The 16,896-nt window shown below is 66.3% G+C and carries 15 protein-coding genes and 1 riboswitch; of the genes, 3 read left to right on the top strand and 12 right to left on the bottom strand.

Features of this window, described 5'->3' with window-relative positions; all coding sequences use genetic code 11:
- The first annotated feature begins 549 nt into the window (after nucleotides 1-549).
- The 3 genes from ACVRRC_RS19080 to ACVRRC_RS19090 all read left to right on the top strand — a co-directional run bounded on the left by ACVRRC_RS19080 (nucleotide 550) and on the right by ACVRRC_RS19090 (nucleotide 7,721).
- Complete coding sequence (locus ACVRRC_RS19080; protein ID WP_053528033.1) at nucleotides 550-1,785, top strand: exonuclease SbcCD subunit D C-terminal domain-containing protein; 1,236 nt, start codon at nucleotides 550-552, stop codon at nucleotides 1,783-1,785.
- Nucleotides 1,782-5,435, top strand: coding sequence for an AAA family ATPase (locus tag ACVRRC_RS19085; RefSeq protein WP_472997377.1), 3,654 nt, complete (start codon nucleotides 1,782-1,784; stop codon nucleotides 5,433-5,435). Before ACVRRC_RS19080 ends, ACVRRC_RS19085 begins: the two co-directional genes overlap by 4 nt.
- Before the next feature lie 106 nt (nucleotides 5,436-5,541).
- A riboswitch (cobalamin riboswitch) is annotated at nucleotides 5,542-5,758 on the top strand.
- A 97-nt stretch (nucleotides 5,759-5,855) separates the two neighbouring features.
- The gene (locus tag ACVRRC_RS19090) at nucleotides 5,856-7,721 is read left to right on the top strand and encodes a TonB-dependent receptor domain-containing protein (RefSeq protein WP_265661363.1); all 1,866 of its coding nucleotides are present in this window, start codon (nucleotides 5,856-5,858) and stop codon (nucleotides 7,719-7,721) included.
- A gap of 22 nt (nucleotides 7,722-7,743) precedes the next feature.
- Here the strand turns inward: ACVRRC_RS19090 and ACVRRC_RS19095 are convergent, their stop codons facing one another.
- From ACVRRC_RS19095 to nrdR, 12 genes are all read right to left on the bottom strand, one after another.
- Nucleotides 7,744-8,544 carry a cobalamin-binding protein gene (locus tag ACVRRC_RS19095; protein ID WP_125886478.1) on the bottom strand — a complete coding sequence of 267 codons (801 nt, stop codon included), beginning with the start codon at nucleotides 8,542-8,544 and terminating at the stop codon, nucleotides 7,744-7,746.
- Complete coding sequence (locus tag ACVRRC_RS19100; protein ID WP_125886477.1) at nucleotides 8,544-8,951, bottom strand: hypothetical protein; 408 nt, start codon at nucleotides 8,949-8,951, stop codon at nucleotides 8,544-8,546. The genes ACVRRC_RS19095 and ACVRRC_RS19100 overlap by 1 nt, the downstream gene beginning before the upstream one ends.
- Nucleotides 8,948-9,565: a GTP cyclohydrolase II gene (gene ribA, locus ACVRRC_RS19105; protein WP_017244894.1), complete on the bottom strand. Its 618-nt coding sequence runs from the start codon at nucleotides 9,563-9,565 to the stop codon at nucleotides 8,948-8,950. Before ribA ends, ACVRRC_RS19100 begins: the two co-directional genes overlap by 4 nt.
- A 123-nt stretch (nucleotides 9,566-9,688) precedes the next feature.
- Nucleotides 9,689-10,336, bottom strand: coding sequence for a retropepsin-like aspartic protease family protein (locus ACVRRC_RS19110; protein WP_013981743.1), 648 nt, complete (start codon nucleotides 10,334-10,336; stop codon nucleotides 9,689-9,691).
- 89 nt (nucleotides 10,337-10,425) lie between these two features.
- The gene (locus ACVRRC_RS19115; RefSeq protein WP_011912031.1) at nucleotides 10,426-10,923 is read right to left on the bottom strand and encodes a phosphatidylglycerophosphatase A family protein; all 498 of its coding nucleotides are present in this window, start codon (nucleotides 10,921-10,923) and stop codon (nucleotides 10,426-10,428) included.
- A 51-nt stretch (nucleotides 10,924-10,974) separates the two neighbouring features.
- Nucleotides 10,975-11,937 (bottom strand): thiamine-phosphate kinase, encoded by a 963-nt coding sequence (thiL, locus tag ACVRRC_RS19120; RefSeq protein ID WP_472997378.1) that lies wholly within the window; start codon nucleotides 11,935-11,937, stop codon nucleotides 10,975-10,977.
- A 12-nt stretch (nucleotides 11,938-11,949) separates the two neighbouring features.
- Complete coding sequence (gene nusB, locus ACVRRC_RS19125) at nucleotides 11,950-12,435, bottom strand: transcription antitermination factor NusB (protein ID WP_011912029.1); 486 nt, start codon at nucleotides 12,433-12,435, stop codon at nucleotides 11,950-11,952.
- The gene (ribH, locus tag ACVRRC_RS19130) at nucleotides 12,432-12,908 is read right to left on the bottom strand and encodes a 6,7-dimethyl-8-ribityllumazine synthase (RefSeq protein ID WP_003289143.1); all 477 of its coding nucleotides are present in this window, start codon (nucleotides 12,906-12,908) and stop codon (nucleotides 12,432-12,434) included. Before ribH ends, nusB begins: the two co-directional genes overlap by 4 nt.
- A 59-nt stretch (nucleotides 12,909-12,967) precedes the next feature.
- The gene (gene ribBA / locus ACVRRC_RS19135; protein ID WP_013981740.1) at nucleotides 12,968-14,047 is read right to left on the bottom strand and encodes a bifunctional 3,4-dihydroxy-2-butanone-4-phosphate synthase/GTP cyclohydrolase II; all 1,080 of its coding nucleotides are present in this window, start codon (nucleotides 14,045-14,047) and stop codon (nucleotides 12,968-12,970) included.
- A gap of 11 nt (nucleotides 14,048-14,058) precedes the next feature.
- Entirely contained in the window at nucleotides 14,059-14,721 is a 663-nt protein-coding gene (locus ACVRRC_RS19140) for a riboflavin synthase (RefSeq protein WP_011912026.1), read from the bottom strand.
- A 537-nt stretch (nucleotides 14,722-15,258) separates the two neighbouring features.
- A complete protein-coding gene (gene ribD / locus ACVRRC_RS19145; RefSeq protein WP_472997379.1) occupies nucleotides 15,259-16,359 on the bottom strand; it encodes a bifunctional diaminohydroxyphosphoribosylaminopyrimidine deaminase/5-amino-6-(5-phosphoribosylamino)uracil reductase RibD in 1,101 nt (366 codons plus the stop codon).
- Nucleotides 16,356-16,823 (bottom strand): transcriptional regulator NrdR, encoded by a 468-nt coding sequence (gene nrdR / locus ACVRRC_RS19150; protein WP_003304016.1) that lies wholly within the window; start codon nucleotides 16,821-16,823, stop codon nucleotides 16,356-16,358. Before nrdR ends, ribD begins: the two co-directional genes overlap by 4 nt.
- Nucleotides 16,824-16,896 lie beyond the last annotated feature (73 nt).

Raw genomic sequence — 16,896 nt, forward strand, 5'->3', positions numbered from 1 at the left:
CTTGGGTCCGAGGCGCCTGTGAGTTTCCGAGAGATAGTAGAGGCGAAAGTCTGTGCCGTTTATCGCGTGCAGAACCATTGATGGTCCCTACGCCCTGTGTATTGCCACGCGGATCAACCAAGCAGAGTGTAGATGTGGCCAATTACATCGCCCCCCGCCCATTGCCATTTGCACAAGCTTTCAGGCAACACCAAACGCCCCTTTCAGGAGGCCGAATGGAATCCGCGTGGAGGGGAGTGAGCGGCATGGATGCCGCGATAGGCGTAAAGGGCCATGGATGGCCCTTGTACGCCGGCCCCCGGAACGTGGATGAAATGAGGGAAGTCTCGCGCAGCGAGACCCGGATGCAGGGGCAAGCGTTTTTGCTTACTTTTTTTGCGACTGAAAAAAGTGAGTCGCCCAGCAGGGCGAAACCAGCGCGTCAGAACAGCACGATAAGTGACAGCCACATCCAACCGCGCCCACAAGCCTTACATCCGACGCAACTGCCCGCCGCACAAACCAAGCCAGCGGTTCGCCGCTGCGCCCGCACACAATGAGCCTGAGCCCATGCGCCTGATCCACACCTCCGACTGGCACCTCGGCCAGACCCTCCACGGCCAGGACCGCGACCACGAACACGTGCAGTTCTTCGCCTGGCTGCTCGACCAGCTGATCACCCACCGCGCCGACGCCCTGCTGATCGCCGGCGACGTGTTCGACACGGTCAACCCGCCACTCAAGGCCCAGGAACGCCTCTACGACTTCATCGTCCGCGCCCACGAAAAACTCCCGCAGCTGGACATCGTGATGATCGCCGGCAACCACGACTCGGGCGGGCGCATCGAGCTGCCGGCGCCGCTGATGAAGCGCCTCAATGCCCATGCCGTCGGCCGCATCAGCTGGGTCGCCGAGGGCCAGCTGGACCACCAGCGGCTGCTGGTGCCGCTGCACGACGCCGCTGGCAACACCGCCGCCTGGTGCCTCACCCTGCCCTTCCTGCGCCCAGCCGAGGTTACCGGAATGGCGCTGGGCGACGACTACATGGCCGGCATTCGCCAGGTGCATGAACGCCTCATCGACGCCGCCGAATCCGCACGCCAGCCCGGCCAGGCGCTGGTTGCCATGAGCCATGCGCACATGGCCGGCGGCGCGGTCTCGGAGGAGTCCGAGCGCAATATCGTCATCGGCAATGCCGAGGCCCTGCCGGCCAGCCTGTTTCCCGAGCCCGTCGCCTACGTCGCCCTCGGCCACCTGCACAAGCCGCAGCAGGTCGCCGGGCAGGCCCGCATCCGCTATAGCGGCTCGCCGCTGCCGCTGTCCTTCGCGGAGGTCAATTACCCGCACCAAGTGCTGCTCGTCGAGCTCGATGGCGAGGCCCTGAAACAGGTCGACAGCCTGGCGGTGCCGCGTGCGGTGGAGATGATCCGCATCGGCCGCGCCCCGCTGGCCGAGGTGATCGCCGCGCTGGAGGCGCTGCCGCCCACCGGCCTGTTCGACGAACATCTGCCCTGGCTGGAGGTACGCGTGCTGCTCGACGAACCGCTGCCGGACCTGCGCCAGCGCATCGAAACCGCGATAACCGGCAAGGCCTGCCGACTGGTGCGCATCGCCAGCGAATACGCCGGCAAGCGCGGCGAGACGGAATCGGAAGTGCTGCTCGGCCTCGACCAGATCACCCCGCAGGAACTGTTCGCCCGCGCCTGGGAAGAACAGTACGGCAACCCGGCGGATGAACAGGCGCTGGATGATTTCGCCACGCTGCTGCAACGGGTCGAGTTCGCCCATACGGAGGATGACCGATGAAAATCCTCGCCATCCGCCTGAAGAACCTGGCGTCGCTGGCCGGTGAGCAGGTCATCGATTTCACCGCCGAACCCCTGGCCAGCGCCGGGCTGTTCGCCATCACCGGGCCCACCGGTGCCGGCAAGAGCACCATTCTCGACGCCCTGTGCCTGGCGCTGTTCGGCAGCACGCCGCGGCTCGACAGCGTTTCGCCGCTGAACAAGGTGCCCGAGGTAGATGCCGAGATCGGCGGTGGCGACGAGCGCAACCTGCTGCGCCGCGGCTGCGGCAGCGGTTACGCCGAGGTCGATTTCGTCGGCGTCGACGGCCACCGCTACCGCGCACGCTGGGAGGTCAAGCGCGCCCGCGAGAAGATCGACGGCCGCCTGCAGGCCAGCAGCCAGAGCCTTACGGATCTCGACAGCGGCACGCTCCTGGCCAGCGGCAAGAAACGCGAATTCAAGGAATTGCTCGAAGCCCGCCTTGGGCTGACCCTGGCCCAGTTCACCCGCGCCGTGCTGCTGGCGCAGAGCGAATTTTCCGCCTTCCTCAAGGCCGACGACAACGAGCGCGGCACCCTCCTGGAAAAGCTCACCGATACCGGCCTCTACAGCCGCCTCGGCCAGGCCGCCTTCGAGGCCGCCAAGGAGGCGAAGGAAGGCCTCGCCCGTCTGGAGCAGCAGGCCGGCGGCCTGCAACCACTGGAGCCCGAGCAGCGCGAGGTTCTGGAGAACGAACATCAGGCTCAGCTCGACGAACTGAAAGCGCTGCAGCAGCAGCTCAAGGCGCTGGAAGCGCAGCGGCAATGGCTCAGCGAACTGCAGCGCCTGGAAAACGAGCGAGAAGCGGCATGCCAGCAACTGCAGGATGCCGAAGACGAGCGCGAAAACCTCGCCGAGGCCCGGCGCATCCTCGACCTGTTCGAGCAACTGGCGCCGCAACGCCATCGTTTCCTGCGACTGCAGGATCTCGGCCCGCTGCTGGACAAGGCCGCCGACAGCCTGGCGCGCCTGCAGCATGAGGAACAGGCCGTGCAGCAGCGCCTGGCCGAGCTGCAGAGCCAATGCAGCGCCGCCAGCGAGCAACTGCGTTCGGCCGAACAGGCGCGCCAGGACGCCGAGCCGCGGCTCGTCCAGGCGCGCCGTGAAGAAGAACGCCTGCAGCATTTGAACGCCGACCTCGCCTTGATCCGCGAAGAAAGCATCCAGGCCGATGCCGCGGCCAGCGCCGGCGAGGCAACGCTCAAACAGCTCGAGCAGCAGCAACAGCGCACCGCCGAACAGCTCGCGGCGCTGGCACAGCCACTCGAAACGAGTGCAGCCCTGCAACCACTCTGTGCGGCATGGGACGGTTACCGTCCGCGTCTGCAACAGGCCGTCCAGCTGGCGGCACGTCTGCAGCAAGGCCAGCGCGAGCTCCCCGCGCTGGAAGCGCAGGCCCAGGCCGCCGAAACCCAGCAGAATGTGGCCCGCGAGGCGCTGGACGACCTGCAACGCGAGCGCGACAGCGACGTCGGGCTGGCCGAACAGCTGGCCCGACTGCATCGACAGCTCGACGACTGGCGCCAGGCCGAGCGCGAAACCGAGGCCCTGCGCGAGCTCTGGTCGCAGCAGCGTGCGCTCGAAGCCAGCCAGCGCGAATTGGCCGACGCCGCCACCGACCAGCAGGCCGAACTGGACAGCCTGGTACCGCTGGGCAAACAGGCTCGCGTCGATCGAGATGCGGCCGAGCAGGCGCTCACGGTCACCCTTGCCGTGCTCGAGCGCCAGCGTCTGGCGCGTAGCGAGAAGGTCGAGGCGTTGCGCGCGGCACTGGTGCCCGGCGAGCCCTGCCCGGTCTGCGGCAGCCAAGAGCATCCCTGGCAACAGACCGATGCACTGGTCGCCAGCCTTGCTCGGCACGATGACAGCGAGGCCGAGCGCGCGCGTCAGGCATTACAGCAACAGGACCAGCGCCTGCAGGAGCTGCGCGATCGCCATGTCGCGCTTAGCACACAGTTGCGCCAGACCCAGCAGCGCCAGAGCGAAGTCGACGCGCAGCTGCAGGCCCTGGCGCCGCGCCTGCTCGCTCTGCCCGCGCACGCACGATTGCTTGAGCAGCCTGAAGCCGAGCGTTCGCAATGGTTGGAAACACAACTGACGACTCTCAAAGGCCAGATCGCCAGCGCCAGCCAGCTTCAGCAGCAACTGCTCGCCCTGCAACAGCGCAGCGAAACTCTGCAGCAGGCCTGGCAGGCCGCGCGCGAGGCCTGTGTCGAGGCGACTCAACGGCTCGCGCGCCAGCGCGATGCTCTGGCCCGCGACAGCCAGCAGCTCGACGAGGAGCTGGCGGCCTTTGCCGAACTGCTGCCCGTCGAGCAACTGCAGCGCTGGCGCGAAGACCCGGCGCAGACCTTTATGCAGCTGGACGCCAGCATCGCCACGCGGCTGCAGCAGCTGCAGGCGCAGTCCGAGCTGAGCGAGGAGCTTCGCCAGGGCGAGCAGCGCCGCAGCGACGAACAGTTGCAACAGCACCATCGTCAGGAGAAACAGGCAGGCTGCAGCGTGCGGCAGGCTGAGCGCGAAAAGCTTCTGCTCGCCTGCCAGCAGGCGCTGCGGACCAGCCTTGGCGAGCAAAGCAGCGCCAGCGCCTGGCAACATCAGCTGGACGCGGCCATCCAGACTGCGCGGCAAACCCAGGCCGGGATCGATCAGCAGCTCAACGAGAGCAAGCTTGGCCTGACGCGCCTGCACAGCGAGCAACAGAACTGCCGCCAGCGCCACGCCGAGTTGCAGCAGGAACGCGACGCGCTGAACGCGGAACTGGGCGCCTGGCGTACCGCCCATCCGGCGCTGGACGACACCACCCTCGCCCAGCTGCTGCAGATGGACGACGCGTTGCTGGCCGAGGCGCGCCAGCGCCTGCAGCAGAACGCCGAAACCCTGACCCGCTGCCGCGAACGGCTGGATGGCTGCCTCAATCGGCTGGCCAGCCACCAGCAGCAACAGGCCGAAGTGCCGGAAGCCGAGCAGTTGCAACAGGCACATGCCGAACAGCTGCACCGCTGCGAACAGGCCGAGCAGCGCTGCGCCGAAACCCGGGCCGCGCTGCTCGACGACGACAAGCGCCGCCACCAGAGCCACGCGCTGCTGGCACAGATCGACGAGGCGCGCGCCGAAATGCAGCGCTGGGGGCGTATCGCCGCGCTGATCGGCTCGAGCGACGGCGGCGCCTTCCGCAAGATCGCCCAGGCCTACAACCTGGATCTTCTGGTGCAGCACGCCAACGTGCAGCTGCGTCAGCTGGCCCGCCGTTATCGGCTCAAGCGCGGCGGAAGTCCGCTGGGCCTGCTGGTGATGGATACCGAGATGGGCGACGAGCTGCGCTCGGTGCATTCGCTGTCCGGCGGCGAGACCTTCCTCGTCTCGCTGGCCCTGGCACTGGGCCTGGCCTCGATGGCGTCGAGCAAGCTCAGGATCGAATCGCTGTTCATCGACGAGGGCTTCGGCAGCCTCGATCCCGAGTCGCTGCAGATCGCCATGGACGCGCTGGATTCGCTGCAAGCCCAGGGCCGCAAGGTGGCAGTGATCAGCCACGTGGCCGAGATGCACGAACGCATCCCGGTGCAGATTCAGGTGCAGCGCCAGGGCAACGGGCAGAGCGGGCTGAAGATCGTCGGCGGGCTGTCCTAGCGGTCGCGCTTTCAGGCGCGACCTTGCCGCCGTCGCAGACCCGGCGCTGACAGGCTTGCGGCCATCGGTCCGCTTGTGTTTCGCCAGCATCGGCCGTAAGGTTCGCGCGTTTTCTTATCCGCCCAGGTGTGCACGACCGCAAGGTCCGCATTAAACGGGAAGCCGGTGCGCTCGAAGAGCAAGGCCGGCGCTGCCCCCGCAACGGTAATCGACCGCGATCCTCAGGAATCGCCGTCCGCTCGACAACCACTGTGTTCCGACATGGGAAGGTGAGCGTGATGCGTGTCGAAAGCCCGGAGACCGGCCTGACGGATTCGACTGGTGTTGCGGAGGGCAGCACCGTCAAGCGCTGCTGCCCGTCATCCCCGCGCTTGTTCCTGCCCTCCTCAAAAGTCTGCGATCTTTTGAGGAATTCCAAGAATGAAACTGTCCCGACTTGCCCTCGCCGTGGCGCTGCTGCCTGGCGTGCAGGTGTTTGCTGCTGAGCTGACACGCGACGAAGCGCTGAAGCTGTCCGATACGGTGGTCAGCGCAAACCGCGAACCACAGCGACGCAGCCAGACCCCGGCGGCAACCACTGTATTCAACCGAGATGATATCGAGCGGTTGCAGATTCGCAGCGTCGCGGAGCTGCTGGAACGTGTGCCAGGCGTAAGCATCACCCGCACAGGCGGAGCAGGCAGCCAAACCGGCCTGTTTCTTCGCGGCACCTCCGGTACCCAGACCCTGGTTCTGGTCGATGGTCAGCGCATCGCCGCAACCTCCAGCGGCACCAGCAGCCTCGAATTTCTAAGCCCCGATCAGATCGAACGGATAGAAGTCGTGCGCGGCCCGCGGTCGGCGCTGTATGGCTCGGATGCCATCGGCGGCGTGGTGCAAATCTTCACCCGCCAAGGCAGCGGTCAGGGGCTTGCGCCTGCGGTCCGCTTCGGCGCGGGAAGCAACGGCACCTTCGAACGCAGCCTGAACCTCTCCGGTGGGAATGGGCAGACTCGCTTCAACCTGGGGGCCGCGATGGATGAAACCCAAGGTATCGACGCGACGCGCGATAGTTTCGGCGCCAATGGCGATGACGACGCTTACCGCAATCGTTCGCTCAGTCTGAACGTTGCACACCGCTTTAATGATCGGCTCGAGGCGGGTATCAGCGCGCTCGATCAGCGAGGCGAACTTGAGTTCGACGACACCTTCGACGGCTTTCAGCCGACCGTGGATTTCCAGTTGAGCAGCATCTCCGGGTTCGTTGACGCCAAACTCAATGATGTCTGGAACAGCCGCCTTGAGGTCGGGCACAGCGAGGACAAGCGGGACACCGGAAACGACAGCCCCCTGGCTCCTGACTATGTGTTTTTCAGCTACTCGACCTATCGTGACTCGGCCAGCTGGGTGAATACACTTCAGCTCGATCCGGCCCATCAATTGTTGCTGGGTGCCGATTGGCATGAGGACCAGCTGCACAGCTCGAGCGACTTTGCCCAGGACTCCCGTTGGAACCAGGCGGCCTTCATCCAGCACCGCTATACCGGCAACGCCTTTTCTACAGAGATTGGCCTGCGCCACGACAAGAACGAACAGTACGGCAGCGAGAACACCTGGAACGCGGCGCTAACCGTACCGCTGGATACCCGCAACGACGTGATCGTGTCCTACAGCGAGGGCTTCCGCGCCCCGACATTTAACGAACTGTACGACTCCTTGTTCGGAAACCCGGACCTTACGCCCGAAAAATCCAAGAGCTACGAGCTCCAATGGCGCAACCGCTATAGCGACAGCGGGTCGCTGGAATTGTCGCTGTACCGCACTGACATCGAGGACGCCATCGTCTCGGACGCCTTCTGGATTCCTCAGAATGTCCAGACTGCACGGATCAACGGCCTGGAGGCCACCCTCCGGCAGGACGTGTTCGGTTGGCAGGCTAGCCTCGCGGCCGGTCTGATCGACCCGCGCGATCGCGATAGCGGTCATACACTCGCCCGTCGCGCCAAGCGCACGCTAAGCCTGGATCTGGACCGCCAGTTCGGTGACTTCTCGGTCGGCGCGGGCTGGCGCGCCGTCAGCGGACGCTATGACAACGCTGAAAATACCATCGAGCTCGGCGGCTACGGCCTGCTTGGCTTGCGTGGGAGTTGGCAGGCCAACTCGGAGGTTAAGCTGGACCTGAAGCTGAACAACCTGTTCGACAAGGACTATGCGGAAACCACCTACAGCACCACCAACGGACGCTACGGATACAACACCGAAGGCCGCACCGCGCTGTTCGCCGTCACCTGGACGCCCTCGCTCTAATCACGTTTACCGGCGCGCCCGCTCAGGGCGCTGCCGCCATCACCTCGCAGAGCTTCCGGATCGCCCCCAGCATCTGGAAGCTCGGTCGCTCCAGGCCCTTGTCCGGCACTTCCAGCAATCGCCCGTTGCGCACGGCATCGAGCTGTGGCCAGGCCTGCCACTCGTCCAGCTGCGCCCCGCTGCCGGCCAGGATGACTTCCGGGTCGCGGGCGAGCACCGCTTCGATGCTCACCTGCGGGGCGGCCAGGGTCAGGTCGGCGAAAATGTTTTGCCCACCACACACCTCGATGGCTTCGCTGATGATCTGTTGCCCGCCGAGGGTATACAGCGGGCGGTTCCAGATCTGGTAGAACACCCGCAACGGCCGTTCACGGGCATAGGCTGTGCGCAGCTCGGCAAGGCCGGCGCGAAACGCCTCGGCCAGGCGCTCGCCCTGCTCCGTGCGGCCGACCGCCTCGCCGATCACCCTGAATTGCTCGGCCAGCCCGTCGAGGCGAGTCTGCGCCACCACCAGCACGGGAATACCGAACTGCTGCAGCTGCTCGCGCTGGCTGCGCGGCACGCTGTCCGGCCAGAGCAGGACCAGATCGGGGCGCAGGCTGAGCAAGGTCTCCATCTCCACCTGTCCATAACGCCCCACCGACGGTACCTGAGCCAGGGCAGCGGGACGTTCGCCGCCGTCCAGCACACCGGCCAGGCGGTCTACGGCATCGAGTTCCAGCATGATTTCGCTGAGCGAGGGCGCCAGGCTTACTACCCGCTGCGCGGCAACCGCAGGCAACGTGGCCAGCAGTGCCAGGGCGGTCAGCAGCAGGAGACGCATCAGTGCAGCTGCCGCGGAATACGGTAGAGCACCAGCAGCACCAGGCTGCCGAATACCAGCAACAGGCGGGCGACCGGCTCCATGCCCAGCAGAGCCCCGGCGGCCGCGAACCAGGCCGGCAGCGACGCGATCAACAGGCCGCGTCGGCGAACGCGGCGCAAACGCGCCCAGGCTTCCGCCTCGGCAGGACTGTCCAGCGCCTGTTCGGTGGCGATCAATACATGTTTGAAGGCGGTGAAGGCCCGCAGGCTGAAGAACAGCGAAACCATGCCAGCAGCGAAGAGCGGTTGCCCCCAATCGGCAAACACCACCGATGCGCGCCCGAGCACCAACACAGGCACCACCATCAGCAGCGTATGCAGCCAGCCGTCACGCGCAAGCTGGCGGCGGGCGGCGACGCGGCTCACGACTGCTCGGCTTCGCCCTGGTGGATCTCGCCGAGCATATGACCGAGCTTGCCGGCCTTGGTCGCGAGGTACTTGCGGTTGTGCGGGTTGTGTGCGATCTGCAGCGGTTTGCGCTCGGCCACGCGGATGCCGAAGCCCTGCAGCGCCTTGACCTTGCGCGGGTTGTTGGTCATCAGCTTGATTTCGCCGATGCCCAGATGCTCGAGCATCGGCAGGCAGATACCGTAGTCGCGCATGTCCGGGGCGAAGCCCAGGCGCTCGTTGGCCTCGACAGTATCGGCGCCGGCATCCTGCAGCTCGTAGGCGCGGATCTTGTTCAGCAGGCCAATACCACGGCCTTCCTGGCGCAGATAAAGCAGTACGCCGCGGCCTTCGTCGGCTATCGCGCGCAGCGCCGCTTCCAGCTGAAAGCCGCAGTCACAGCGCAGGCTGAACAGCGCATCGCCGGTCAGGCATTCGGAATGCAGACGCCCCAGCACCGGCTTGCCATCGGCCACATCGCCGAGGGTCAGCGCGACATGTTCCTTGCCAGTGTCCTGGTCGAGAAAACCATGCATGGTGAACACGCCGAACGGCGTCGGCAGTTGGGAAGCGGCGACGAACACGACAGACACGGGCGGAAGTCCCAGGCGGCAGAAAAGCGGACATTGTAACACTAACTGCGGGCGAATCAGGCGCGAGAGTTTCGCCGACGAGCGCGCCGATACTGCCGTCCAGACCGGCAACCCCGTCGGCGCTCAGGACGTCTTCGACTCCAGCACCAGCACGCCCTGCTCCTCGCGCCAGCTGACGCGCCCGAGAAAGCTCATGCCGAGCAGCGCGTCGGTGGGCGAACCGCCCTCGACGACGACGGCCTCGACGCCGAGCACTTCGATCGCCCCGACCTTGACGCTGTTCAAGTGCACGCGCCAGGCCTTGGCCGTGCCGCTGGCGGTGCTCACCACCATCGCCCGACCGTTGACGCGGTAGTCGATGCCCAGCCGGCGGGCCTGGTGCTCGTTGATGGCCACCGAGGTGGCGCCGGTGTCGACGAGAAACTGGATCGGCTGGCCATTGATCGCACCGGCGATCCAGTAATGGCCGCCGGTACCCTTGGCCACGCTCAGCTGGGTCTTGCTCGGCGCCGCGTAGGCGCCGCTGTATTCGCGGCTCAGGTTGTAGTGACGTTCGACGCCGTCGACCCTCAGCACCGCGCCGCTGGCATCGGCACTGACCACCTGAACGCCGCCCGGCCCGGTCTGCCCGACCTTGACCAGCTTGCGCTGGCCGTCGACGTTGACCACCGCCGCGCCGGGAAACAGCCCGACCACCTGCACCATTGAGGCGGCCTGTGTCAGCGCGGGCAGCAGCAACAGGCCGGCGAACAGAACGGGGATGCTACGCATGGCTATTCCTTCCTCGAAATCTGGCCGCCCGGACCGGAGCCGCCGATCATCCACCAACCGTCAGCGACCTGCAGCGACCGGACGCACAATCAAACCAACAGCGCCACCAGCCCCTGCATGACCGCCCAGGCGGCGACCCCGGCAAGGATATCGTCGAGCATGATGCCCACCCCGCCATGGATATGCCGATCCACCCAGCTGATCGGCCACGGCTTGGCGATATCCATCACGCGAAACACCACGAAGCCGAGCAGCAGCCAGTACCAGCCCTCCGGCACCAGCCAGAAGGTGATCCAGATACCCACGAATTCGTCCCAGACGATGCCTTCGTGGTCGTGCACGCCGAGCTCGCGCGCCACCTTGCCGCACAGCCAGACGCCGAACAGCATGGTCAGGCCGAGCATCAGCAGATAGCCCCAGCCTGGCAGCAACTGCCACAGCGGCACAAACGGCAGCGCTACCAGCGAACCCCAGGTGCCCGGCGCCTTGGGCATCAACCCGGAGCCAAAGCCGAACGCCAGGTTGTGCCAGGGGTTGGACCAGACCAGGGTTTGGGGCTTCGCCGCGACCGGTGAGGTATCAGTCAAAACAGCGTTCCTTATCGGGTCGGAGGCAAGCGGCTGCTCTCGCAGCGGCGCTTACGCATTGAAATGGTTGTAGCCGCGCTCGGAGACGGGCACTTCGTTGCCCGCTGCATCGATCAGCTGAACACCCTGCCCCGCCATCACCCGGCCGATGACCTGCACCGGCCAGCCGGCAGCCTGCAGCGGCGCCAGCTCGGCAGGCGGCAGGGTGAAGGCCAGCAGGTAGTCGTCGCCGCCAGCCAGCGCGCAACGCAGCGCTTCGGCGTCGCCGGCGAAACGGCGCAGCGGCTCGGACAACGGCAGCCGATCACGCTCGATCTGCAGCGCGACGCCTGATGCCTTGGCAATATGCTCGCAGTCAGCCAGCAGGCCGTCGGAGATATCCAGCGCCGCCGTGGCCTTGCCTCGTAGCACCTCGCCCAGGGCCAGCTGCGGTTGCGGCGACCAGTAGCGCGCCAGCAGGTGTTCGGCGACATCCGCATCGGCTTTGGCCTGCCGCAACACCAGCGGCAACGCGCCGGATGCCTCGCCCAGCACGCCGCCGACGCAGAGCAGATCGCCGACCTGCGCGCCGGACCGAACCAGTGCCTGCCCGGACGGCACGCGGCCGAACACGGTGACAGTCAGGCTCAGCGGGCCACGGGTGGTATCGCCGCCAATCAGACGCAGGCTGCAGTCGAGCGCCATGGCATCCAGTCCGCGGGCGAACTCGGCGAGCCAGAGCGGATCGCCGCTCGGCAGGCTCAGGGCAAGGGTGAAGCCGATGGGTGTGGCGCCCATGCCGGCCAGGTCGCTGGCGGCGACGGCCAGGGCGCGCTGGCCGAGCAGGAACGGATCGCAGGGATCGGGGAAATGCACGCCGGCGACCAGGGTGTCGGTGGACACGGCCAGCTGTTCACCGGAGGGGATCTGCAGCAGGGCGCAATCATCGCCGATGCCGAGAACGACTTCGCCGCCGGCCCTGGCACAAGCGGCGGCGGCGAAGTAGTGACGGATCAGCTCGAACTCACCCAGCAAGGCGAGCGGCCCTCAGCGCTTGTGGTTGCGCACTTCGGCGCTGCGCAACGATGGGGCCAGCTTGTCCAGCACGCCGTTGACGAACTTGTGTCCGTCGGTGGCGCCGTAGACCTTGGCCAGCTCGATGCCTTCGTTGATGACCACGCGGTACGGCACGTCGATGCGCTGCATCAGCTCGTAGGTCGACAGGCGCAGGATGGCCAGCTCCACCGGATCGAGCTCGTCCAGCGGACGGTCGAGATTCGGCGCAATGGCCTGGTCGACCTCGGTCTTCTTGCGCGCCACGCCATTGAGCAGTTCGTGGAAGTAGGCACCGTCAACACCGCTGAAATCGTTGTCGACGCGGAACTGCGCCTCGATCTCGTTGAGGCTCTGACCGGCCATGTGCCACTGATACAACGCCTGCATCGCCAGGCTGCGAGCGACCCGGCGCGTGGCGATCTTGCCCTTGGCCTTGGGCTGCGGTGCGTCCTGGCTATCGTCGTGATTCAGGCTCACTTCGCCTCCAGCTGCGACAGCAGGCTCACCATTTCCAGTGCGGAGAGTGCGGCTTCGGCGCCTTTGTTACCGGCCTTGGTGCCGGAACGCTCGATGGCCTGTTCGATGGAATCGACGGTCAGCACGCCAAAGGCGACCGGTACGCCGAACTCCATGGAGACCTGGGCCAGGCCCTTGGTGCACTCACCGGCGACGTATTCGAAGTGCGGCGTGCCACCGCGGATGACCGCGCCGAGGGCGACGATGGCGTCGTATTCACCCTGCTGTGCGACCTTCTGGGCGACCAGCGGAATCTCGAAGGCACCCGGTGCGCGGATGATGGTGATGTCGTTTTCGCTGACGCCGTGGCGAACCAGCGCGTCGACCGCGCCGCTGACCAGGCTCTCGACGACGAAGCTGTTGAAGCGGCCTACGACCAGGGCGTATTTGCCCTGCGGGGCGATGAAGGTTCCTTCGATGGTCTTCAGGGGCATGGGTGCTTTCTCATTTCTTTAAAGAACGAAGGCGCCGCGGACTGCGCGGCGCCTCTGATTTATTCGGCCGGGAGGTATTCTACAACTTCCAGATCGAAGCCGGATATCGCGTTGAACTTCATCGGCGCGCTCATCAGGCGCATCTTGCGCACGCCCAGGTCACGCAGGATCTGCGAACCGGCGCCGACGGTGCTGTAGGTGGCCGGGGTCGGCGGCTGCTGGCGGGTCAGCTGCGCCAGCAGCTGCGGGCCGGTCAGCGGATTGCCGAGCAGCAGCACCACGCCCTTACCGGCCTTGGCCACCTCGCTCATCGCAGCGCGCAGGCTCCAGCGACCCGGCACGGTGACCAGCAGCAGATCACGCAGCGGCTCCATGTTGTGTACGCGCACCAGGGTCGGCTCTTCCGGGGAAATCTCACCGCGGGTCAGCGCCATGTGCACGGTGTCCTCGACGCCGTCGCGGTAGGTGACCAGGTTGAACTGGCCCAGCTCGGTTTCCAGCGGCTGCTCGGAAACCCGCTGCACGGTACGCTCGTGGATCATGCGGTAGTGGATCAGGTCGGCGATGGTGCCGATCTTCAGCCCGTGCTGCTCGGCGAAGACTTCCAGCTCAGGACGGCGCGCCATGGTGCCGTCGTCATTCATGATTTCGCAGATCACGCCGCTGGCCTCGAACCCGGCCATGCGCGCCAGGTCACAGGCGGCCTCGGTGTGGCCGGCACGCGCCAGCACGCCGCCCGGTTGCGCCATCAGCGGAAAGATGTGGCCGGGGCTGACGATGTCCTCGGCCTTGGCGTTCTTCGCCACCGCGGCCTGCACGGTACGCGCGCGGTCAGCCGCGGAAATGCCGGTGGTCACGCCTTCGGCGGCCTCGATGGAAACGGTGAACTTGGTGCCGAAGCCCGAGCCGTTGCGCGGCGCCATCAGCGGCAGCTTGAGCAGCTCGCAGCGTTCGCGGGTCATGGGCATGCAGATCAGGCCGCGGGCGAAGCGCGCCATGAAGTTGATGTGCTCGGCGGTCACGCACTCGGAGGCGACAATGATGTCGCCCTCGTTCTCGCGGTCCTCGTCATCCATGAGGATGACCATCTTGCCGGCGCGGATGTCTTCGATCAGTTCTTCAGCGGTATTGAGCGCCATCGGGCGTCTCCTCAATTCTTCAGGTAGCCGTGCTCGGCGAGAAAACCTTCGGTGAGCCCCGAGGCTTTGGGTTCGGCGGCCTTGTCGCCCATCATCAGGCGCTCCAGATAGCGCGCCAGCAGGTCGACCTCCAGGTTCACCTGCCGCCCGGGGCGGTAGTCGGCCATGATGGTTTCGCCGAGGGTGTGCGGCACGATGGTCAGCTCGAATTCGGCCCCGTTGACCGCATTGACCGTGAGGCTGGTGCCGTCCACTGTGATCGAGCCCTTGAGCGCAATGTACTTGGCCAGCTCGCGCGGCGCGCGGATGCGGAACTGCACGGCGCGGGCATTATCTTCCCGCGCCACGACCTCGCCGACACCATCGACATGGCCGCTGACCAGATGACCGCCGAGGCGGCTGGTGGGGGTCAGGGCCTTTTCCAGGTTGACCCGGCTGCCGGCCTTGAGATCGATGAAGGCGGTGCGCGCCAGGGTTTCGCGGCTGACGTCGGCCCAGAAGCCGTTGCCCGGCAGCTCCACCGCCGTCAGGCAGACGCCGTTGACGGCGATACTGTCGCCCAACTTGACGTCGCCCAGATCCAGCTTGCCGGTTTCGACCAACACGCGGACGTCGCCGCCCTTGGGGGTGAGCGCACGGATGGTGCCGATGGCTTCGATTATTCCGGTGAACATGTGGCCTCCCGTGGAAGGCGGATAAAACGCTGCATACGACGAACTCCTGTTTTTGAAAAACAGGGCGCTACGGATCGATAGGGATGCATGACGGGTGCACGGACGGCGCCCATCGGAATATCCCGCTCTCTCTCATCCGGACTATACCGTCGGCCCCGGAATCACACCGGGTCTGCTGACCTTGCCGAAGCAAGCGCTCGCGGGCTAGACGCGATTGAAAGCTACTGCGCGCAGAGCATGCTGCGTTGTGCTCCTCCTCGAAGTGCTCATTTACCAAGGCCTCGCTGCCCCCAGTAAAGCCCGCCTTCTCGTCGAATCACGCCTTGCCTGCTCAGCGCTCGCTACGCTTTCATCCTTGTTACTGCGCCATTACCGCCGGTGGGGAATCGCACCCCGCCCTGAGAACGTTGGGCCGTTTGCGGCCCGGCAGCGTTTTTAACACAAATAGCGACGCGGGGCAGCCCGTTATCGCCCGGTAGCAGCTATCTGAATGCAAGACGCAGGCTATCGGCGGACACCGCCGACACGGGTTGCCGATCAGTTGGCCGGGCGCGCCAGGATCTTCCAGTCGTCGCCCACCGCCCGGATGTCGACGATCTTCAACTCGCGCGCCTCGCTCATGCGCTCGAGCGGAAGCTCCAGCAGCGGCCGCGCCGAGGAGCCGAGAAACTTGGCCGCCATGAACAGCTGGTACTCGTCGATCAGGCCGAGGCTGGCGAACGCACCGACCAGCCGCGGTCCGGCCTCGACCAGCACCTCGTTGGCACCACGGGCAGCCAGCTCGCGCAGCAGCGAGGTCAGGTCGACCCGCTCCTGCCCCAGCACCAGCGCCTCGTGGCCGGCGCGACGATAGGTCTCCTCGCAGCCGGCGACCACCGTGACGACCAGCGCCGGACCGGCCTGAAAGAACGGCGCATCCAGCGGCACGCGCAGCCGACTATCGACCAGCACCCGCAGCGGCGGGCGCTGCAGCGCTAGCGCGGTCGTTTCCGCATCCAGCCCCAGTTCGGCGCCGCGTACGGTCAGCCGCGCGGCATCCATCAGCACGGTGTCGGCGCCGGTCAGCACCACGCTGGAGCGGGCGCGCAGGCGCTGCACCTCGGCACGCGCCGCCGGGCCGGTGATCCACTGGCTCTCGCCGCTGGCCATCGCGGTGCGCCCGTCCAGGCTCATGGCCAGCTTGGCGCGCACGTATGGCAGGCCGCTTTCCATGCGCTTGATAAAGCCCGCATTGAGTTCCCGCGCCTCGCCTTCCAGCACGCCGCTGGCAACTTCCATACCGGCGCTGCGCAGCCGCTCCAGACCGTTCCCGGCGACCTGCGGATTGGGGTCCTGCATGGCCGCCACCACGCGCCCGACACCGGCCTTGACCAGCGCTTCGGCACAGGGCGGCGTGCGCCCGTAATGGCTGCAGGGTTCGAGGGTGACGTAGGCGGTGGCACCGCGGGCGCGCTCGCCGGCCTGACGCAGCGCATGGACTTCGGCATGTGGCTCGCCGGCGCGTACGTGCCAGCCCTCACCGACCAGTTCGCCATCGGCGACGATGACGCAACCGACCCGCGGGTTCGGATGGGTCGAATAAAGCCCCTTGCGCGCCAACTGCAGCGCCCGGGCCATCCAGGCGTGATCGGCCGTCATTCGGGCTTGGCCGGCTCGCGGGACAGCCGCTCGATTTCCTCGCGGAACTCGTTGAGGTCCTGGAAGCGGCGGTAGACCGAGGCAAAGCGGATATAGGCGACCTCGTCGAGCTTCTGCAGCTCGGCCATCACCAGCTCGCCGAGCACGCGCGACTTGATCTCGCGCTCGCCGGTGGCGCGCAGCTGATGCTTGATATGGGCGATCGCAGCTTCCAGGCGCTCGACGCTGACCGGGCGTTTTTCCAGCGCACGCTGCATGCCGGCGCGCAGTTTCTGCTCGTCGAACGGCTGGCGACTGCCGTCGGATTTGATCAGTCGCGGCATCACCAGCTCGGCGGTTTCGAAGGTGGTGAAGCGCTCGCCACAGGCCAGGCACTCGCGGCGGCGGCGCACCTGATCGCCCTCGGCGACCAGGCGGGAATCGATGACCTTGGTGTCATGGGCACCGCAGAAGGGACAATGCATGGGGCTGGAATCGGTCGTACGTCGGGACGGCCATGGTAGCGCATCCGACCGGCAAGACAAGGCGACGGCTTTG

The organism is Stutzerimonas sp. LR2 (genome assembly GCF_055755175.1).

What these genes read in the sequence shown, in the direction of transcription:
- ACVRRC_RS19110 (WP_013981743.1), bottom strand. Translation starts at nt 10,336, where the DNA reads ATGCGTAGCATCCCCGTTCTGTTCGCCGGCCTGTTGCTGCTGCCCGCG.
- ACVRRC_RS19095 (WP_125886478.1), bottom strand. Translation starts at nt 8,544, where the DNA reads ATGCGTCTCCTGCTGCTGACCGCCCTGGCACTGCTGGCCACGTTGCCT.
- ribH (WP_003289143.1), bottom strand. Translation starts at nt 12,908, where the DNA reads ATGCCCCTGAAGACCATCGAAGGAACCTTCATCGCCCCGCAGGGCAAA.
- ACVRRC_RS19140 (WP_011912026.1), bottom strand. Translation starts at nt 14,721, where the DNA reads ATGTTCACCGGAATAATCGAAGCCATCGGCACCATCCGTGCGCTCACC.
- ACVRRC_RS19080 (WP_053528033.1), top strand. Translation starts at nt 550, where the DNA reads ATGCGCCTGATCCACACCTCCGACTGGCACCTCGGCCAGACCCTCCAC.
- ribBA (WP_013981740.1), bottom strand. Translation starts at nt 14,047, where the DNA reads ATGGCGCTCAATACCGCTGAAGAACTGATCGAAGACATCCGCGCCGGC.
- nrdR (WP_003304016.1), bottom strand. Translation starts at nt 16,823, where the DNA reads ATGCATTGTCCCTTCTGCGGTGCCCATGACACCAAGGTCATCGATTCC.
- ribD (WP_472997379.1), bottom strand. Translation starts at nt 16,359, where the DNA reads ATGACGGCCGATCACGCCTGGATGGCCCGGGCGCTGCAGTTGGCGCGC.
- ACVRRC_RS19085 (WP_472997377.1), top strand. Translation starts at nt 1,782, where the DNA reads ATGAAAATCCTCGCCATCCGCCTGAAGAACCTGGCGTCGCTGGCCGGT.
- ACVRRC_RS19090 (WP_265661363.1), top strand. Translation starts at nt 5,856, where the DNA reads ATGAAACTGTCCCGACTTGCCCTCGCCGTGGCGCTGCTGCCTGGCGTG.